Source organism: Micromonospora sicca (assembly GCF_003172935.1).
In the GTDB taxonomy this organism is placed as follows: domain Bacteria; phylum Actinomycetota; class Actinomycetes; order Mycobacteriales; family Micromonosporaceae; genus Micromonospora; species Micromonospora sicca.
The window spans coordinates 14,316-29,088 of record NZ_QGKS01000122.1; the positions used below are offsets into that span (position 1 = coordinate 14,316).

Genomic DNA, 14,773 nt, shown 5'->3' on the forward strand with positions numbered 1-14,773 from the left:
GGAGGTACCCATGGCGCGCTACGACGCTCCCACCCACTGGCAGTCCCGCTACGACCACTTCATCGGCGGCGAGTACGTCAAGCCGCACGGCGGCCAGTACTTCGAGAACCCCACCCCGGTCACCGGCCAGACCTTCTGTGAGGTCGCCCGCGGCACCGCCGACGACGTCGAGAAGGCCCTCGACGCCGCGCACGGCGCCGCCGACGCCTGGGGGCGCACCTCGGTCGCCGAACGCGCCCTGATCCTCAACAAGATCGCCGACCGGATGCAGGACAACCTGGAGTCCCTCGCCGTCGCCGAGACCTGGGAGAACGGCAAGCCGGTACGCGAGACCCTGGCCGCCGACATCCCCCTGGCCATCGACCACTTCCGCTACTTCGCCGGGGCGATCCGGGCCCAGGAGGGCAGCCTCGGCGAGATCGACGACGACACCGTGGCGTACCACTTCCACGAGCCGCTCGGCGTGGTCGGGCAGATCATCCCGTGGAACTTCCCGATCCTGATGGCCACCTGGAAGCTCGCCCCGGCGCTGGCCGCCGGCAACGCGGTGGTGCTCAAGCCCGCCGAGCAGACCCCGGCGTCGATCCACTACTGGCTCTCGCTGGTCGCCGACCTGCTGCCGCCGGGCGTGGTGAACATCGTCAACGGCTTCGGCGTGGAGGCGGGCAAGCCGCTGGCTTCCTCACCGCGGGTGGCGAAGGTCGCGTTCACCGGCGAGACCACCACCGGGCGGCTGATCATGCAGTACGCCAGCGAGAACATCAAACCGGTCACCCTGGAACTGGGCGGCAAGAGCCCGAACATCTTCTTCGACGACGTCAGTGCTCGCTCCGACGAGTTCTTGGACAAGGCGCTCGAGGGCTTCACCATGTTCGCCCTCAACCAGGGTGAGGTCTGCACCTGCCCGTCCCGGGCGCTGATCCAGCAGGGCCACTACTCGGACTTCCTGGCGGCGGCGGTGGACCGGACCAAGGCGGTCAAGCAGGGCCACCCGCTGGACACCGACACGATGATCGGCGCGCAGGCCTCCAACGACCAGCTGGAGAAGATCCTGTCCTACCTGGACATCGGCCGGCAGGAGGGCGCCCGGGTGCTCACCGGCGGTTCACGGGCGGACCTTGGCGGCGAGCTGTCCGGCGGGTACTACGTCGAGCCGACCGTCTTCGAGGGCGACAACTCGATGCGGATCTTCCAGGAGGAGATCTTCGGCCCGGTCGTCTCGGTGACCTCCTTCGCCGACCTCGACGACGCGGTGAAGATCGCCAACGACACGCTGTACGGCCTCGGGGCGGGCGTGTGGACCCGGGACATGAACACCGCGTACCGGGCCGGCCGGGCCATCCAGGCCGGGCGGGTCTGGACCAACTGCTACCACGCCTACCCGGCGCACGCCGCGTTCGGCGGGTACAAGCAGTCCGGCATCGGCCGGGAGAACCACAAGATGATGCTGGAGCACTACCAGCAGACCAAGAACCTGCTGGTCAGCTACTCCACCAAGAAGCTCGGCTTCTTCTGATGGACGCCGTCTCCGACGGGACCGCGGTGCCACTGAGTGCCGTGTCCGACGGGGCTGCGGTGCCCGGTTCGCCGGGTGCCGCGGCGCCGCCGCCCGTGACGGTCACGCCCGCGGCGGCCGAACTGATCCGGTCACTGCGGGGACGGCACGGGCCGCTGATGTTCCACCAGTCCGGCGGCTGCTGCGACGGCAGCGCCCCGATGTGCTACCCGGCCGGCGAGTTCCGCACCGGCGGCTCGGACATCCTCCTCGCGGCGCTCGCCGTGGACGGCGTCCCCGAGCCGGTCGAGTTCTGGATGTCGAAGTCCCAGTGGGACCTCTGGAAGCACACCAGGCTCACCGTCGACGTGGTCCCCGGCCGAGGCAGCGGCTTCTCCCTGGAGGCCCCCGACGGCGTGAGATTCCTGATCCGCTCCCACCTCGCCCCCTGACCCGGTCAGCTCCCCGCCGAGCGCCGTATCGACGACGTCCTCGCCGACCAACCACACCCGGAACGCGAGGACGTCGTCGCCCCTCAGGCGATCTGGCGAAGGTCGTTGCCGTAGTCGAAGATGATCCGCAGCCGGGCACCGAGGGCGGTGGCGTACCGGCTCAGCGTTGCTACCTCGTTGACGTCGAGGTCGCCGTTCTCGATCTGGCTGACCCGTCCGGGTGTGACCCCCATGAGATCGGCGACCTGCCGCTGCGTGAGCCCCAGCCGCTTGCGCTCCTCCGCGAGGTGGAAGGCGCTCACCCACGCTTCGGTCCGGGCCCGCTCGCGCTCGTAGGACGCGTCGTCACCGCCAAGCTCCTGACGCACGTCGTCCCAGTCGTAGAACTCGGTCACGACTCCCCCTTCGCTCACGCTCATTGTCGAGCCAGGCCTTGTAGGCAACCTCCGCCAGCGGGATGTTGTCCTCGTACCACCGCGTCCAGCTGCGCGCCTTGTTGCCCGCCACCAGGAGAACGGCCTGTGACCAGGGATCGAAGACGAAGAGCAGGCGGATCGCCACGTCTCGTCCCGATCTCGGCCGAAGCTCCTTGAGGTTGCCGATGCTGCTCCCGGGGGAGTGTGTCCACGAGAGGTCGCCCCAGACCCGGCCCGATCTCGGCCAGCATGTCCACGGCCACCCTGACACTCTCGTAGGTCTCCGGATCTTCTCGTCGAAGATCCCGAAGCCATTGGCGGACCTCTTTGGTGATCCGAACGACCAGCGTCCCCCGGTGGCAGCACCCATGGCACAACTATAGCCCGAGCTAAACAACCCGGCGAGCGAACGGGGGTCAGCGGGCGTCGAGGAGGGGCTGGGTGGGGTTCCAGGGTGGGCCGCCGGCGGCGTCGCGGCGGCGGCGGGCGATCGCCGACAGGGCCTCCAGGACCACGCGGTTGCCGAGGTAGGCGGTGATGTCGGCGTGGTCGTACGGCGGGGCCACCTCGACCACGTCGACGCCGACCACCGGCAGTTCGTAGCAGACCCGGCGGACCGCGTCGAGGAGCTGGCGGGAGGTCAGGCCGCCGGGCTCGGGGGTGCCGGTGCCGGGGGCCATGCCGGGGTCGACCACGTCCACGTCGACGGAGAGGAAGACGCCCTCGCACTCGTCGGTGGCGATCGCGAAGGCCTCCGACAGGCACTCGTCGAGCCCCCGGGCGACCACCTCGGTCATCTCGTACGAGCGCATCCGCTGCTCGGCCATCCAGGACAGCGTCTCCGGGCCGGGCCAGTAGCCGCGCAGCCCGATCTGGAGGAAGCGGTCGCCGCGCACCGCGCCGGACTCGATGAGCCGGCGCATCGGCTGGCCGTGCCCGTGCAGCGAGCCGAACTCGATGTCCCCGGTGTCGGCGTGCGCGTCGAAGTGCACCAGCGACACCCGGCCGAGCCCGTGCTGCCGGGCCACCCCGGTGGCGTCGGGCAGGGCGATGGAGTGGTCGCCGCCGAGCACGATCGGGATGGCACCGGCCCGGGCCACCGCATGAACGGCCTCTTCCAGGGCCGACAGGGACCGCTCGATGTCGCCGGAGAACATCTCGACGTCACCGGCGTCGTACACCCGGAGGTCCTTCAGGGCGTCGACGCGGAACGCCAGGGACGGGCGGGAGCCGTCGTGCGGCAGGTAGCAGGCCTGGCGGATGGCGGACGGGCCGAACCGGGTGCCGGGCCGGTGCGAGGTGCCCCCGTCGAAGGGCGCGCCGAGGATGACGACGTCCGCGTCCACATAGGTGACAGGCTCGGAAAGAGTGCAGGGCGGCACGCCGAGGAAGGTGATGTCGGGGCCGAACATCGGGCCGTAACGGGTCACCGCTCCTCCATCCCCCACGGCGAACCGTAGCCGGTCAGCAGGTCCAGGAAGGGTACCGGCGGCAGCGCCTCCGGGCCGAGCACGCCGGCGCCGGACCAGGCGCCGGTGGCGAGCAGTTCCAGGGCGACGACCGGGTTGACGGCGGTCTGCCAGACCACCGCCTGGTGGCCGTACTCCTTCATCGACCACTCGTTGTCGACGACGTGGTAGAGGTAGACCTTCCGGGGCCGGCCGTCGACCCCGGTGCCGGTGACGTACGTCCCGGCGCAGGTCTTGCCGCGCATCCGGTCGCCGAGGGTGGCGGGGTCGGGCAGGCAGGCGGCGACGACGTCCCGCGGGGAGACCTGGGCGCCCCGCACCGACACCGGGCGGGTCGAGTCCAGGCCCAGCTTGTGCAGGGTCTTCAGCACCTCGATGAACTCGTCGCCGAGGCCGTACTTGAAGGTGACCCGCTTCGCCTTGACCCACCGCGGGACGAGCAGCACCTCCTCGTGTTCCACGTTGACGCACTCGACGGGACCGATCCCCGCCGGGAAGTCGAAGACCTCCGGCTCGCTGAACGGCGGGGTGGTGTACCAGCCCCGGTCGGCCTCCCAGATGACCGGCGGGTTGAGGCACTCCTCGATGGTGGTCCAGATGGAGAACGACGGCGCGAAGTCGTACCCGTCGACGGTGAGGTTGGCGCCGTCGCGGACCCCGATCTCGTCGATCTCGCTGAACAGCTCGTCGGCGGCGTAGCGGGCGAAGACGTCCGACAGTCCCGGCTCGATGCCGATGCCGCAGAGCGCGAGCCGCCCGGCCTCGGACCAGGCCGAGGAGGCCGCGAACTGCTCGTCGCCGAGCTTCACCCCGGTCTCGGCGTGGGGGCGGGTCGGGTGCGGGTGGGACAGGGACATCGCCATGTCGAGGTAGTCGGCGCCGGCGGCGAACGCGCCGTCGAAGATCGGCATGACGAAGCGCGGGTCGACCGCGTTGAGCACGTGGGTGATCCGGTGCTCCCGGCAGAGCGCGGCGACCGCGTCCGCCGAGGCGGCGTCGACGTGGGCGGCGACGAAGCGGCCGTCGTGCTCGGCGATCGCCCGGGACGCACGGCCCAGGTCGTAGTCGGCGACCACCATGGTCTCGAAGAAGGAGCGGCGGGCGGCGATGGCGACGGCGGCGGAGCCGACGCCGCCGGCGCCGACGAGCAGGATGCGCATCAGGAATCGAACCCCAAACCAAGACGATCGAGCGTACGGAGCCAGAGGTTGCGCCGCCCCTCGCGCGCGTCGGCGCGGGCCAGCGACCAGCGGGTGAGATTGATGCCGGTGGCCCGGAACGGCTCCGGCGGGAACGGCAGTGGTTTGCTGCGCACCAGGTCGAGCCGGGTCAGCGGGGTCTCCTCGCCGCCGAGCAGGTCGAGCATCACCCGGGCGCCGAACCGGGTCGCCCCGACGCCGAGCCCGGTGAACCCGGCGGTGTACGCCAGCCGGCCCTGGTAGGCGGTGCCGAAGAACGGGCAGAACCGGGTGCAGGTGTCGATGACCCCGCCCCAGCGGTGGCTGAACCGCACGTCGGAGAGCTGCGGGAAGGTGGTGAAGAAGTGCTCGGCGAGGGCGGTGAAGGTGACCGTTCGCTGTTCCAGCTCGGGCGCGATCCGGTTGCCGTAGTGGTAGACCGCGTCGTACCCGCCGAAGAGGATCCGGCCGTCGGCGGTGATCCGGTAGTAGTGGAACTGGTTGCCGGTGTCGGCGAGCCCCTGCCGGTTGGTCCAGCCGATCGCCTTCCGCTGCCCGGGCGTGAGCGGCTCGGTCATCAGCGCGTAGTCGTACACCGGGACCAGCCAGGCCCGCAGCCGGCGCAGCAGCGGCGGGAACGCGTTGGTGGCGAGCGCGACCTGCCGGGCGCGGACGCTGCCCGGGGCGGCGTCGGCACCGCCGGCGGTCGCGAGCCGCAGCGCCCCGCCGTCGCGGCGCAGGCCGGTGACCCGGGTGTGCTCGTGGATCCGCACACCGAGGTCGAGGCAGGCCCGGCGCAGCCCCCAGGCCAGCTTCGCCGGGTCGAGCATGGCCACCCGGTCCCGGTCCCACATCCCACCGAGGTACGTCGGCGAGTCCACCTCGGCGCGTACCTCGTCGCGGTCGAGCAGGCGGACGTCGTGGCCGTACCGGCGGGCCAGCTCGGCGTCGGAGGCGAGCCCGGCGAGCTGGTACGGCTCGACGGCCACCGCCAGCTCACCGGTGCGTTCGAACTCGCAGTCGATGCCGTGCTCGGCGACCGCGGCAGCGATGCCGTCCAGGTTCTCCCGGCCGAGCCGTTCCAGCTCGTCGATCTCGCCGGGGAAGCGGTCGACGCCGTTGGCCAGCCCGTGGGTGAGCGAGGCGGCGCAGAATCCGCCGTTGCGCCCGGACGCCGCCCAGCCGCAGGTTCCGGCATCGACCAGGAGCACGTCGCGGCCCGGGTCGGCCCGCTTGGCGAGCAGGGCGGTCCAGAGCCCGGCGTACCCGCCGCCGACGATCAGCAGGTCGGCGGTGTGCGTACCGGTGAGCGGCGGCAGCGGGTCGGGGCGTTCCGGACGGTCGAGCCAGTACGGCACGGGCGCCGCGTCGGCCAACGCCCGGCCGGTATGCGGGAGGTTCATGACCGGCGCTTCGCCCGCCGGCCGCGCAGCGAGCTGACTCCGACCAGCAGCAGCGCGATCACGAACATCGCTGTGCCGATGACGTTCACCTGCGGCGGGATGCCGCGCTGCGCGGCACCCCAGACGTACATCGGGAAGGTGACGGTGGTGCCCGCGTTGAAGTTCGTGATGATGAAGTCGTCGAAGCTGAGCGAGAAGGCGAGCAGCGCGGCGGCCACGATGCCGGGGAGCACCAGCGGCAGGGTGATCCGCCGGAAGGTCTGCCACTCGCTGGCGTAGAGGTCCATGGCGGCCTCCTCCAGCCGGCTGTCCATGCCGGCCAGCCGCGCCTTCACGGTCACCACCACGAACGACACGCAGAACATCACGTGCGCGATGACGATCGTCCAGAAGCCCTGCGGCACCCCGGCGGCGACGAAGAGGGCGAGCAGCGAGGTGCCCATCACCAGCTCGGGGGTGGCCATCGGCAGGAAGATCAGCAGGTTGATCCCGGAGCGGCCCCGGAACCGGTGCCGGACCAGCGCGAACGCCATCAGCGTGCCGAGCACCGTGGAGACCAGGGTGGCGATGAAGCCGATCTGCACGCTGCGCACCACCGAGTCGCACATGTCGGAGGTGGCGCAGGGGTGGGTCCAGTTGTCCAGGGTGAACTCGTTGAAGTCGTACGACAGCCGGCTGGACGGGCGGTTGAACGACAGGCCGGCCACCACGACGATCGGCAGCGAGAGGTAGCCGAGGACCAGCAGGGCGACCCCCATCACCCAGCGGTCGGCCAACCAACGGGAGATTCTCACAGCACCTCCTCCGTGCCGGCCTTGCGCAGGTAGACGAAGACCACCGCGAGGATCGCCGCCATCAGCAGGAACGACAGCGCCGCGCCCTGCGGGTAGTCGAGCCGGACCAGGAACGCCGAGTCGATGAGGTTGCCGATCATGTACTCGTTCGGGGTGCCGAGCAGTTCCGCGTTGATGTAGTCACCGGTGGCCGGGATGAAGAAGAGCAGCGTGCCGGCGATCAGGCCGGGCATCGACAGGGGCAGGGTCACCTTGCGGAACGCCCGCAGCGGGCTGGCGTAGAGGTCGCTCGCCGCCTCCAGCAACCGGTAGTCCAGCCGCTCCAGGCTCGCGTACAGCGGCAACACCAGGAACGGCAGGAAGTTGTACGTCAGGCCGAGCACCACCGCGATCGGGGTGGCCAGCAGCCGCCCGTCCGGGCCGAGCAGGTGCACGTCCCGGAGCAGCCCGACCAGCGCGCCGTTGTCGGACAGGATGGTCTTCCAGGCCAGGGTGCGGACCAGGAAGCTGGTGAACATCGGCGCGACCACGCAGACCAGCAGCAGGTTCTTCCAGCGGCCGGCCTTCTGCGCGATGGCGTACGCCAGCGGGTAGCCCATCAGCAGGGCCAGCACCAGCGCGATCGCCGAGTAGGCGAACGACCGGACGAACTGCGGCCAGTACGCCTGCAAGGCGTCCGGGTAGTTGCCGACCGCCCAGGTCAGCGCGTACCCGGTGGAGAGCGAGCCGCTGGGGTCGTAGAGGCTGGCCGCGGCGAGCTGGAGCAGCGGCAGGGCGAAGAAGATCAGCAGCCAGGCCGCGCCCGGCAGCAGCAGCAGGTACGGCAGCAGCCGGTACCGCCCGCGCCGGGCAGCCGGCGGCGCCGCCGGCTGCCCCGACGAGGTGGGTACGTGGGCGAGCGCGGTCATGACAGCACGCTCACCGGCGGCTCGTCGAGCAGCGGGGTGGTGCGGTCGTCCTCGCCCGGCTCCCGGCGGAGCAGGAAGGCGTGCCGCGGGTCCCAGTGCGCCACCACGGGGGCGCCGACCGGGAGCTGCCCGCCGACGCCGCTGTTCGCGGAGAACGCCGACAGCTCGCTGCCCCAGGCGGTCTTCACCAGGTACTGGGTGCTGACGCCGACGTAGGAGGCGTCGGTCACCACGCCGCCGACGTGCTGGTGGCCGGCCGGCACCTCGGCGGCGGTCCCGACCAGGTGCAGCTTCTCGGGGCGTACCCCGAGGAAGACCGGTCCCCGGTCGAGGCGGGCCCGCGCGGCGGGCACCGAGAAGCGCCCGCCGTGCGCGGAGACCAGCACGTGGTCGCCGCTCGTCCCGCCCGCCTCGCCGGCGAGCAGGTTGGACTGGCCGAGGAAGTTCGCCACGAACGCGGTCGCCGGGAACTCGTAGATGTCGGCGGGGGCGCCGAGCTGCTCGATCTTTCCGGCGTTCATCACCGCGACGGTGTCGGCCATGGTCATGGCCTCCTCCTGGTCGTGGGTGACGTGCACGAAGGTGATGCCGACCTCGGTCTGGATCCGCTTCAGCTCGATCTGCATCTGCCGGCGCAGCTTGAGGTCGAGCGCGCCGAGCGGCTCGTCCAGCAGCAGCACCTGCGGGTGGTTGATGAGGGCGCGGGCCAGCGCGACCCGCTGCTGCTGCCCGCCGGAGAGCTGGGCGGGGCGGCGGCGGCCGTACCCCTCGAGCTGCACCAGCGCGAGCATCCGGTCGACCTGGTCGGCGACCTTGCGGATGCCCCGCCGGCGCAGCCCGAAGGCCACGTTCTCGTTGATGTCCAGGTGCGGGAAGAGGGCGTAGCTCTGGAACACGGTGTTCACCGGTCGCTTGTACGGCCGCAGCCGGGCGATGTCCCGGTCGCCGAGCAGCACCTGCCCGCTGGTCGGCTCCTCCAGCCCGGCGATCATCCGCAGCGTGGTGGTCTTGCCGCAGCCGGACGCGCCGAGCAGGGCGAAGAACGAGCCCTGCGGGATGGTCAGGCTGAGGTCGTCGACCGCGGTGAAGATGCCGAACCGCTTGGTCAGGTTGGCCAGCCGCAGGTCGCCGGCCGGTGCCTCGTGTCCCATCGTCCTCACGCCCCGATGACCTGCTGGAACTTGGCCTCGTACTCCTTCTCCTGCTTCTCGTCCAGGGCCATGAAGACCTTGGACTTCGACAGCATCGCCTCATCCGGGAAGATCAGCGGGTTGGCGGCCAGGTCCGGGTCGATCTTCTCCATCTCGGCCTGCGCGCCCTTGACCGGGCAGATGTAGTTCACGTACGCGGCCAGCTTCGCGGCCACCGCCGGGTCGTAGTAGTAGTTCATCAGCTCTTCGGCGTTGGCCCGGTGGGTGGCCTTGTTCGGCACGAGCATGTTGTCCGACCAGAGCATCACGCCGGAGTCGGGCACCACGAACTTGATCTTCTCGTCCTCGAAGCCGAGCTGGATCACGTCGCCGGACCAGCCGATGCAGGCGGCGATGTCGCCCTTGGCCAGGTCCGGGGCGTAGTCGTTGCCGGTGAACTTGCGGATCTGCTTGGACTCCACGGCCTTCTTGAGCTTGTTCAGCGCGTCGTCGAACTGCGCGGCGGTGAAGTTCGCCGGGTCGTGACCGTTGGACTGGAGCAGCAGGCCCATGGTGTCCCGCATCTCGGAGAGCGCGGTCACCTTGCCCTTGAGGTCGGGGCGGGTGAGCAGCTCGTCGACGGTGCGGATCTCCTTCGCCACCTTGGCGTTGTAGGCGAGACCGGCGAGGCCGGACTGCCACGGGATGGCGAGCTCGCTGTCGGGGTCGAAGGAGCGGTTGCGCAGCGAGGGCAGCAGGTTGGCCTCGACGTTGGGCATCTTGGCCTTGTCCAGCTTCTGGATCCAGCCGAGCCGGATCATCCGGGCTGCCATCCAGTCGGTGAGGACCATGATGTCCCGTCCGGTGGTCTGGCAGCCAGCGAGCTGGTTCTGCACCTTGCCGAAGAACTCGTTGTTGTCGTTGACGTCCTCGGTGTAGGTCACCTGGATGCCGGACTTGGCGATGAAGGCGTCGAGCGTGGGCCGCTTCGACTCGTCCTTCTCGTCGACGTCCATGTACTGCGGCCAGTTCGAGAAGGCCAGCTTCTTCTCCGTGGCGGAGAGGTCATCGCTCTTGCAACCGGCCTCGGTCTGCTGGGCACCCTTCGTGCCGCAGCCGGTCAACGCGCCGGCGGTGGCCAGCAGCGCCGCCGAGCCGAGGGTGCCGGTGAGCAGACCACGCCGGGTAAGGGGCCGGAGGGGACTACGCATGTGACGACTCCTAGGGGGGTCATCGTCGGCGGCGGGACGGGGGTGGCGCGCCGGCGGGAGGGTCAGTGGCGATGGACGACTGATCCTGACATGCAGTGACCTTCCTTACAAGGGATTCCGTTGCGGGAATAGCAATGGGCGACGAAATACGCCAGACTGCGGCGGGGCACTACGCTCAGCCCCAAGCAATCGGACATGGGAGCGGCGATGAACAACCGGCACCTGGAGACTGGCAACGGCTCGCGTCGCGTCACCGTACGCGACGGCGCCAGTCACGCTCTGCTGGACGATGTGGCGAAGCAGATCATCGAGCAGCTCCAGGAGGACGGCCGCCGCCCGTACGCGACCATCGGCAAGGCGGTCGGCCTGTCCGAGGCGGCGGTCCGCCAGCGGGTGCAGCGACTGCTCGACGCCGGCGTCATGCAGATCGTCGCGGTGACCGATCCGCTCCAGCTCGGCTTCCCCCGGCAGGCGATGATCGGGCTGCGCACCGACGGCGACCTGGAGGCCGTCGCCGACCGGCTCGCCGGGTTCGAGGAGATCGACTACGTGGTCATCACGGCCGGGTCGTTCGACCTGCTGGCCGAGGTGGTCTGCCGCAACGACGCCCACCTGCTGGAGATCCTGCAGAAGCTGCGCGCCGTCGAGGGCGTGCTGGCGACCGAGGCGTTCGTCTACCTCAAGCTGCGCAAGCAGACCTACAGCTGGGGCACGGCCTGATACGGATTCCGTTGCCCTCCTCAACGCTTCTCATTGAATCCGTTGCGTCAAGCCGTCGGCACTTGCGTTATCAGCACCCGTTGTGCGATAACCGTGGGCAGAGCGGCCGGTGTCACCCCTGACCGGCCCGAGACCCGATGGGGCTGACATGGCCAACGCCACCGACCACCTCTGGATGCACTTCACCCGGATGGCCAGCTACTCCGACGGCGAGGTGCCGACCATCGTGCGCGGCGAGGGCGCGTACGTCTGGGACTCCCGAGGCCGTCGCTACCTGGACGGACTCGCCGGTCTCTTCGTCGTCAACGCCGGCCACGGCCGCACCGAACTGGCCGAGGCGGCCGCCAAGCAGGCCGGCGAGCTGGCCTACTTCCCGCTCTGGTCGTACGCCCACCCGAAGGCCATCGAACTGGCCGAGAAGATCGCCTCGCTCGCCCCCGGCGACCTGAACCGGATCTTCTTCACCACCGGCGGCTCGGAGGCCGTCGAGGCGGCGTGGAAGCTGGCCCGGGCCTACTTCAAGCGCACCGGCCAGCCGAACAAGCACAAGGTGGTCAGCCGCTACATCGCGTACCACGGCACCTCGATGGGCGCGCTGTCGATCACCGGCCTGCCCGGCATCAAGAGCGACTTCGAGCCGCTGGTGCCCGGCGGCATCAAGGTGCCGAACACCAACTTCTACCGCGCCCCCGAGCACGGCGACTCCCCCGAGGCGTTCGGCCGCTGGGCCGCCGAGGAGATCGGCCGGGCCATCGAGCGGGAGGGGCCGGACACCGTCGCCGCGGTCTTCCTGGAGCCGGTGCAGAACTCCGGCGGCTGCTTCCCGCCCCCGCCCGGCTACTTCGAGCGGGTCCGCGAGATCTGCGACGCGTACGACGTGCTGCTCGTGAGTGACGAGGTGATCTGCTCCTGGGGCCGGCTGGGTGAGTACTTCGGCGCCACCCGGTACGGCTACCAGCCGGACATCATCACCACCGCCAAGGGCCTCACCTCCGGCTACGCCCCGCTCGGCGCGATGATCGCCAGCGAGCGGCTGATGGAGCCGTTCCTCACCGAGACCGGCATGTTCGCCCACGGCGTGACCTTCGGCGGCCACCCGGTCTCCTGCGCGGTGGCCCTGGCCAACCTGGAGGTCTTCGCCCGCGAGGACCTGGTCGGGCACGTCCGGGCCAACGAGGACGCCTTCCGGTCCACCCTCGAGAAGCTGAACGACCTGCCGATCGTCGGCGACGTCCGGGGCGACGGCTACTTCTACGGCATCGAACTGGTGAAGGACAAGGCGACCAGGGCGACCTTCGACGAGGCCGAGTCGGAGCGGCTGCTGCGCGGCTTCCTCTCCACCGCGCTGTTCCAGGCCGGCCTCTACTGCCGCGCCGACGACCGGGGCGACCCGGTGGTGCAGCTCGCCCCGCCGCTGATCGCCGAGCAGCAGCAGTTCGACGAGATCGAGCAGATCCTGCGGGCCGTGCTGACCGAGGCATGGGCCCGGCTCTGACCGGCGGACCAGGCTCGGGCGGGGCCGGCTCCCGGGACACCGGGGACCGGCCCCGCACCGTCGCGCACCCGGTCGAAGAGCGGGCCGACGGCCCCGGGGCCGTCGGTGGCACACCCCGCACCCGGGTCCGGCGGCTGCCCGACCTCGCGGTCCACGACCGCGCCGTGCTGCACGCCGTGCTCGACGCCGGCCGGGTCGGGCACCTGGCCATCGTCGACGGCGACCAGCCGTACGCGCTGCCGGTGGCGTACGCCCGCGACGGTGACCGGGTGCTGGTGCACGGCTCCACCGGCAGCCGGCTCTTCCGGCACCTGGCCGCCGGGGCCCCGGCCTGCCTGACCGTCACCCTGCTCGACGGCCTGGTGCTGGCCCGCAGCGCCTTCGAGTCCTCGATGAACTACCGCTGCGCGATGGTGCTCGGCGCGCTGACCGCGCTGGACGGCGTGGAGAAGCTGGCCGCGCTGGAACGCCTCTCCGCGCAGCTGCTGCCCGGCCGGTGGGCGGTGATCCGGCCACCCTCGGCGAAGGAACTGGCCGCCACCCTGGTGCTCGCGTTGCCGCTGGACGAGTGCTCGGTGAAGGTCAGCGCGGGCCCGCCCGACGACCCCGAGGACGACCTCGACCGCCCGGTCTGGGCCGGCGTGGTGCCGGTCGTCGAGGCGTACGGCATTCCGCAGCCCGATCCGCGGCTGCGCCACGACCTGCCCCCACCGGAGTGGTGATGCGCTACCAGGAGCTGTCGTACTGGCTGTCCAGCGTGGACGAGCCGCTGACCCCGCGCCCCGCGCTGCCCGGCGACGCCGACGCGGACGTGGTGATCGTCGGAGCCGGCTACACCGGGCTGTGGACGGCGTACTACCTGGCGGCGGCCGACCCGACGCTGCGGATCACCGTGCTGGAGTCCGAGATCGCCGGGTACGGCGCCTCCGGCCGCAACGGCGGCTGGTGCTCCGCGCTCTTCCCCACCTCGCTGCCCGCGCTGGCCCGGCGGCACGGGCGGGACCGGGCTCTGGCCATGCAGCGGGCCATGCAGGAGACCGTCCGCGAGGTCGGCCGGGTGGTCGCCGCCGAGGGCATCGACTGCGACTGGCGGCCCGGCGGGACGGTGGTGCTGGCCCGCTCCGGCGCCCAACTCGGCCGCGCCCGGGCCGCGGTGGAGGAGGCCCGGGAGTACGGCCTCTCCGACGAGGACCTGGTGCTCCTCGACGCCGACCAGGCCGCCGCGCGCTGCGCCGCCGACGGGGTGCTCGGTGGGACGTACACCCCGCACTGCGCCGCCGTGCATCCGGCCCGGCTGGTCCGGGGGCTGGCCCGGGCGGTCGAAGGCCGCGGGGTGACCATCTACGAGCGGACGCCGGTGACGGCGATCCGGCCCGGGGCGGCGGTGACCCCCGCCGGGGTGGTCCGGGCGCCGGTGGTGGTCCGGGCCACCGAGGGCTTCACGCCCGCCCTGCCGGGGCAGCGCCGGACCGTCGCGCCGGTCTACTCGCTGATGGTCGCCACCGAGCCGCTGCGGGCTTCGACGTGGGCGGAAATCGGGCTGGCCGACCGGGAGACCTTCTCCGACTACCGGCACGTCATCATCTACGGCCAGCGCACCGCCGACGGTCGACTGGCCTTCGGCGGGCGGGGCGCCCCGTACCACTTCGGGTCCCGCACCGCCCCCGGCTACGACCGGGAGCCGCGGGTCTTCGCCGCCCTGCGTCGGGTGCTCGGCGAGCTCTTCCCGGTGCTCGGCGAGGTGCCGGTCAGCCACACCTGGGGCGGGCCGCTCGGCGTGGCCCGGGACTGGGCCGCCTCGGTGGGCCTGGACCGGGCGTCCGGGCTGGCCTGGGCCGGCGGGTACGTCGGCGACGGTGTCGGCACCAGCAACCTCGCGGGTCGTACCCTGGCTGACCTGATCCGGGGGCAGCGGACCGAGCTCACGGCCCTGCCGTGGGTCAACCACCGCTCCCCGAGGTGGGAACCCGAGCCCCTGCGCTGGCTGGCCGTCAACGCCGGCCTCCGGCTGATGTTCTCCGCCGACGAGGCCGAACAGCGCACCAACCGGCCCGCCCGCCGCGCCGCCGCCTTCTCCCGCCTCCTCGGCCACTGACCCACTC

Annotated in this window: 15 protein-coding genes; 6 read left to right on the top strand and 9 right to left on the bottom strand. The window is 71.2% G+C overall.

The window, feature by feature from the left end; all coding sequences use genetic code 11:
- Positions 1 to 10 precede the first annotated feature (10 nt).
- Complete coding sequence (gene adh, locus DKT69_RS05605) at positions 11 to 1,516, top strand: aldehyde dehydrogenase (RefSeq protein ID WP_109800517.1); 1,506 nt, start codon at positions 11 to 13, stop codon at positions 1,514 to 1,516.
- Positions 1,516 to 1,947: a DUF779 domain-containing protein gene (locus tag DKT69_RS05610; RefSeq protein WP_236647345.1), complete on the top strand. Its 432-nt coding sequence runs from the start codon at positions 1,516 to 1,518 to the stop codon at positions 1,945 to 1,947. The genes adh and DKT69_RS05610 overlap by 1 nt, the downstream gene beginning before the upstream one ends.
- Before the next feature lie 83 nt (positions 1,948 to 2,030).
- On the opposite strand, the gene DKT69_RS05615 is transcribed toward DKT69_RS05610, so the two are convergent.
- From DKT69_RS05615 to DKT69_RS05655, 9 genes are read right to left on the bottom strand one after another with little or no spacing between them, the layout of a single operon-like run.
- A complete protein-coding gene (locus DKT69_RS05615; protein ID WP_109800518.1) occupies positions 2,031 to 2,342 on the bottom strand; it encodes a helix-turn-helix domain-containing protein in 312 nt (103 codons plus the stop codon).
- The gene (locus DKT69_RS05620; RefSeq protein ID WP_438361806.1) at positions 2,293 to 2,733 is read right to left on the bottom strand and encodes a type II toxin-antitoxin system RelE/ParE family toxin; all 441 of its coding nucleotides are present in this window, start codon (positions 2,731 to 2,733) and stop codon (positions 2,293 to 2,295) included. The genes DKT69_RS05615 and DKT69_RS05620 overlap by 50 nt, the downstream gene beginning before the upstream one ends.
- A 46-nt stretch (positions 2,734 to 2,779) precedes the next feature.
- A complete protein-coding gene (gene speB, locus DKT69_RS05625; RefSeq protein ID WP_109800519.1) occupies positions 2,780 to 3,793 on the bottom strand; it encodes an agmatinase in 1,014 nt (337 codons plus the stop codon).
- Complete coding sequence (locus DKT69_RS05630) at positions 3,790 to 4,992, bottom strand: saccharopine dehydrogenase family protein (protein WP_109800520.1); 1,203 nt, start codon at positions 4,990 to 4,992, stop codon at positions 3,790 to 3,792. Before DKT69_RS05630 ends, speB begins: the two co-directional genes overlap by 4 nt.
- Positions 4,992 to 6,413 (bottom strand): NAD(P)/FAD-dependent oxidoreductase, encoded by a 1,422-nt coding sequence (locus tag DKT69_RS05635; RefSeq protein ID WP_109800521.1) that lies wholly within the window; start codon positions 6,411 to 6,413, stop codon positions 4,992 to 4,994. The genes DKT69_RS05630 and DKT69_RS05635 overlap by 1 nt, the downstream gene beginning before the upstream one ends.
- Positions 6,410 to 7,207, bottom strand: a complete 798-nt coding sequence (locus DKT69_RS05640; RefSeq protein WP_236647346.1) for an ABC transporter permease — start codon at positions 7,205 to 7,207, stop codon at positions 6,410 to 6,412. Before DKT69_RS05640 ends, DKT69_RS05635 begins: the two co-directional genes overlap by 4 nt.
- On the bottom strand, positions 7,204 to 8,115 hold the full coding sequence (locus tag DKT69_RS05645; protein WP_109800522.1) for an ABC transporter permease: 912 nt from the start codon (positions 8,113 to 8,115) through the stop codon (positions 7,204 to 7,206). The genes DKT69_RS05640 and DKT69_RS05645 overlap by 4 nt, the downstream gene beginning before the upstream one ends.
- Positions 8,112 to 9,266: an ABC transporter ATP-binding protein gene (locus DKT69_RS05650; protein WP_109800523.1), complete on the bottom strand. Its 1,155-nt coding sequence runs from the start codon at positions 9,264 to 9,266 to the stop codon at positions 8,112 to 8,114. The genes DKT69_RS05645 and DKT69_RS05650 overlap by 4 nt, the downstream gene beginning before the upstream one ends.
- Before the next feature lie 5 nt (positions 9,267 to 9,271).
- Positions 9,272 to 10,456, bottom strand: a complete 1,185-nt coding sequence (locus DKT69_RS05655) for a polyamine ABC transporter substrate-binding protein (RefSeq protein ID WP_109800524.1) — start codon at positions 10,454 to 10,456, stop codon at positions 9,272 to 9,274.
- A gap of 207 nt (positions 10,457 to 10,663) precedes the next feature.
- Here DKT69_RS05655 and DKT69_RS05660 point away from each other — a divergent pair, with 207 nt between their 5' ends.
- The 4 genes from DKT69_RS05660 to DKT69_RS05675 all read left to right on the top strand — a co-directional run bounded on the left by DKT69_RS05660 (position 10,664) and on the right by DKT69_RS05675 (position 14,766).
- A complete protein-coding gene (locus DKT69_RS05660) occupies positions 10,664 to 11,176 on the top strand; it encodes an Lrp/AsnC family transcriptional regulator (protein ID WP_109800525.1) in 513 nt (170 codons plus the stop codon).
- A 148-nt stretch (positions 11,177 to 11,324) separates the two neighbouring features.
- Positions 11,325 to 12,671, top strand: a complete 1,347-nt coding sequence (locus tag DKT69_RS05665; RefSeq protein WP_109800526.1) for an aspartate aminotransferase family protein — start codon at positions 11,325 to 11,327, stop codon at positions 12,669 to 12,671.
- Entirely contained in the window at positions 12,656 to 13,393 is a 738-nt protein-coding gene (locus DKT69_RS05670) for a pyridoxamine 5'-phosphate oxidase family protein (protein WP_109800527.1), read from the top strand. Before DKT69_RS05665 ends, DKT69_RS05670 begins: the two co-directional genes overlap by 16 nt.
- Positions 13,393 to 14,766, top strand: a complete 1,374-nt coding sequence (locus DKT69_RS05675; RefSeq protein ID WP_201749506.1) for an NAD(P)/FAD-dependent oxidoreductase — start codon at positions 13,393 to 13,395, stop codon at positions 14,764 to 14,766. The genes DKT69_RS05670 and DKT69_RS05675 overlap by 1 nt, the downstream gene beginning before the upstream one ends.
- Positions 14,767 to 14,773 lie beyond the last annotated feature (7 nt).

Bases quoted from the DNA above. Each gene is read 5' to 3' on its own strand.
- adh (WP_109800517.1), top strand. From the start codon at position 11: ATGGCGCGCTACGACGCTCCCACCCACTGGCAGTCCCGCTACGACCAC.
- DKT69_RS05610 (WP_236647345.1), top strand. From the start codon at position 1,516: ATGGACGCCGTCTCCGACGGGACCGCGGTGCCACTGAGTGCCGTGTCC.
- DKT69_RS05620 (WP_438361806.1), bottom strand. From the start codon at position 2,733: ATGGGTGCTGCCACCGGGGGACGCTGGTCGTTCGGATCACCAAAGAGG.
- DKT69_RS05630 (WP_109800520.1), bottom strand. From the start codon at position 4,992: ATGCGCATCCTGCTCGTCGGCGCCGGCGGCGTCGGCTCCGCCGCCGTC.
- DKT69_RS05635 (WP_109800521.1), bottom strand. From the start codon at position 6,413: ATGAACCTCCCGCATACCGGCCGGGCGTTGGCCGACGCGGCGCCCGTG.
- DKT69_RS05645 (WP_109800522.1), bottom strand. From the start codon at position 8,115: ATGACCGCGCTCGCCCACGTACCCACCTCGTCGGGGCAGCCGGCGGCG.
- DKT69_RS05650 (WP_109800523.1), bottom strand. From the start codon at position 9,266: ATGGGACACGAGGCACCGGCCGGCGACCTGCGGCTGGCCAACCTGACC.
- DKT69_RS05655 (WP_109800524.1), bottom strand. From the start codon at position 10,456: ATGCGTAGTCCCCTCCGGCCCCTTACCCGGCGTGGTCTGCTCACCGGC.
- DKT69_RS05660 (WP_109800525.1), top strand. From the start codon at position 10,664: ATGAACAACCGGCACCTGGAGACTGGCAACGGCTCGCGTCGCGTCACC.
- DKT69_RS05665 (WP_109800526.1), top strand. From the start codon at position 11,325: ATGGCCAACGCCACCGACCACCTCTGGATGCACTTCACCCGGATGGCC.
- DKT69_RS05670 (WP_109800527.1), top strand. From the start codon at position 12,656: ATGGGCCCGGCTCTGACCGGCGGACCAGGCTCGGGCGGGGCCGGCTCC.
- DKT69_RS05675 (WP_201749506.1), top strand. From the start codon at position 13,393: ATGCGCTACCAGGAGCTGTCGTACTGGCTGTCCAGCGTGGACGAGCCG.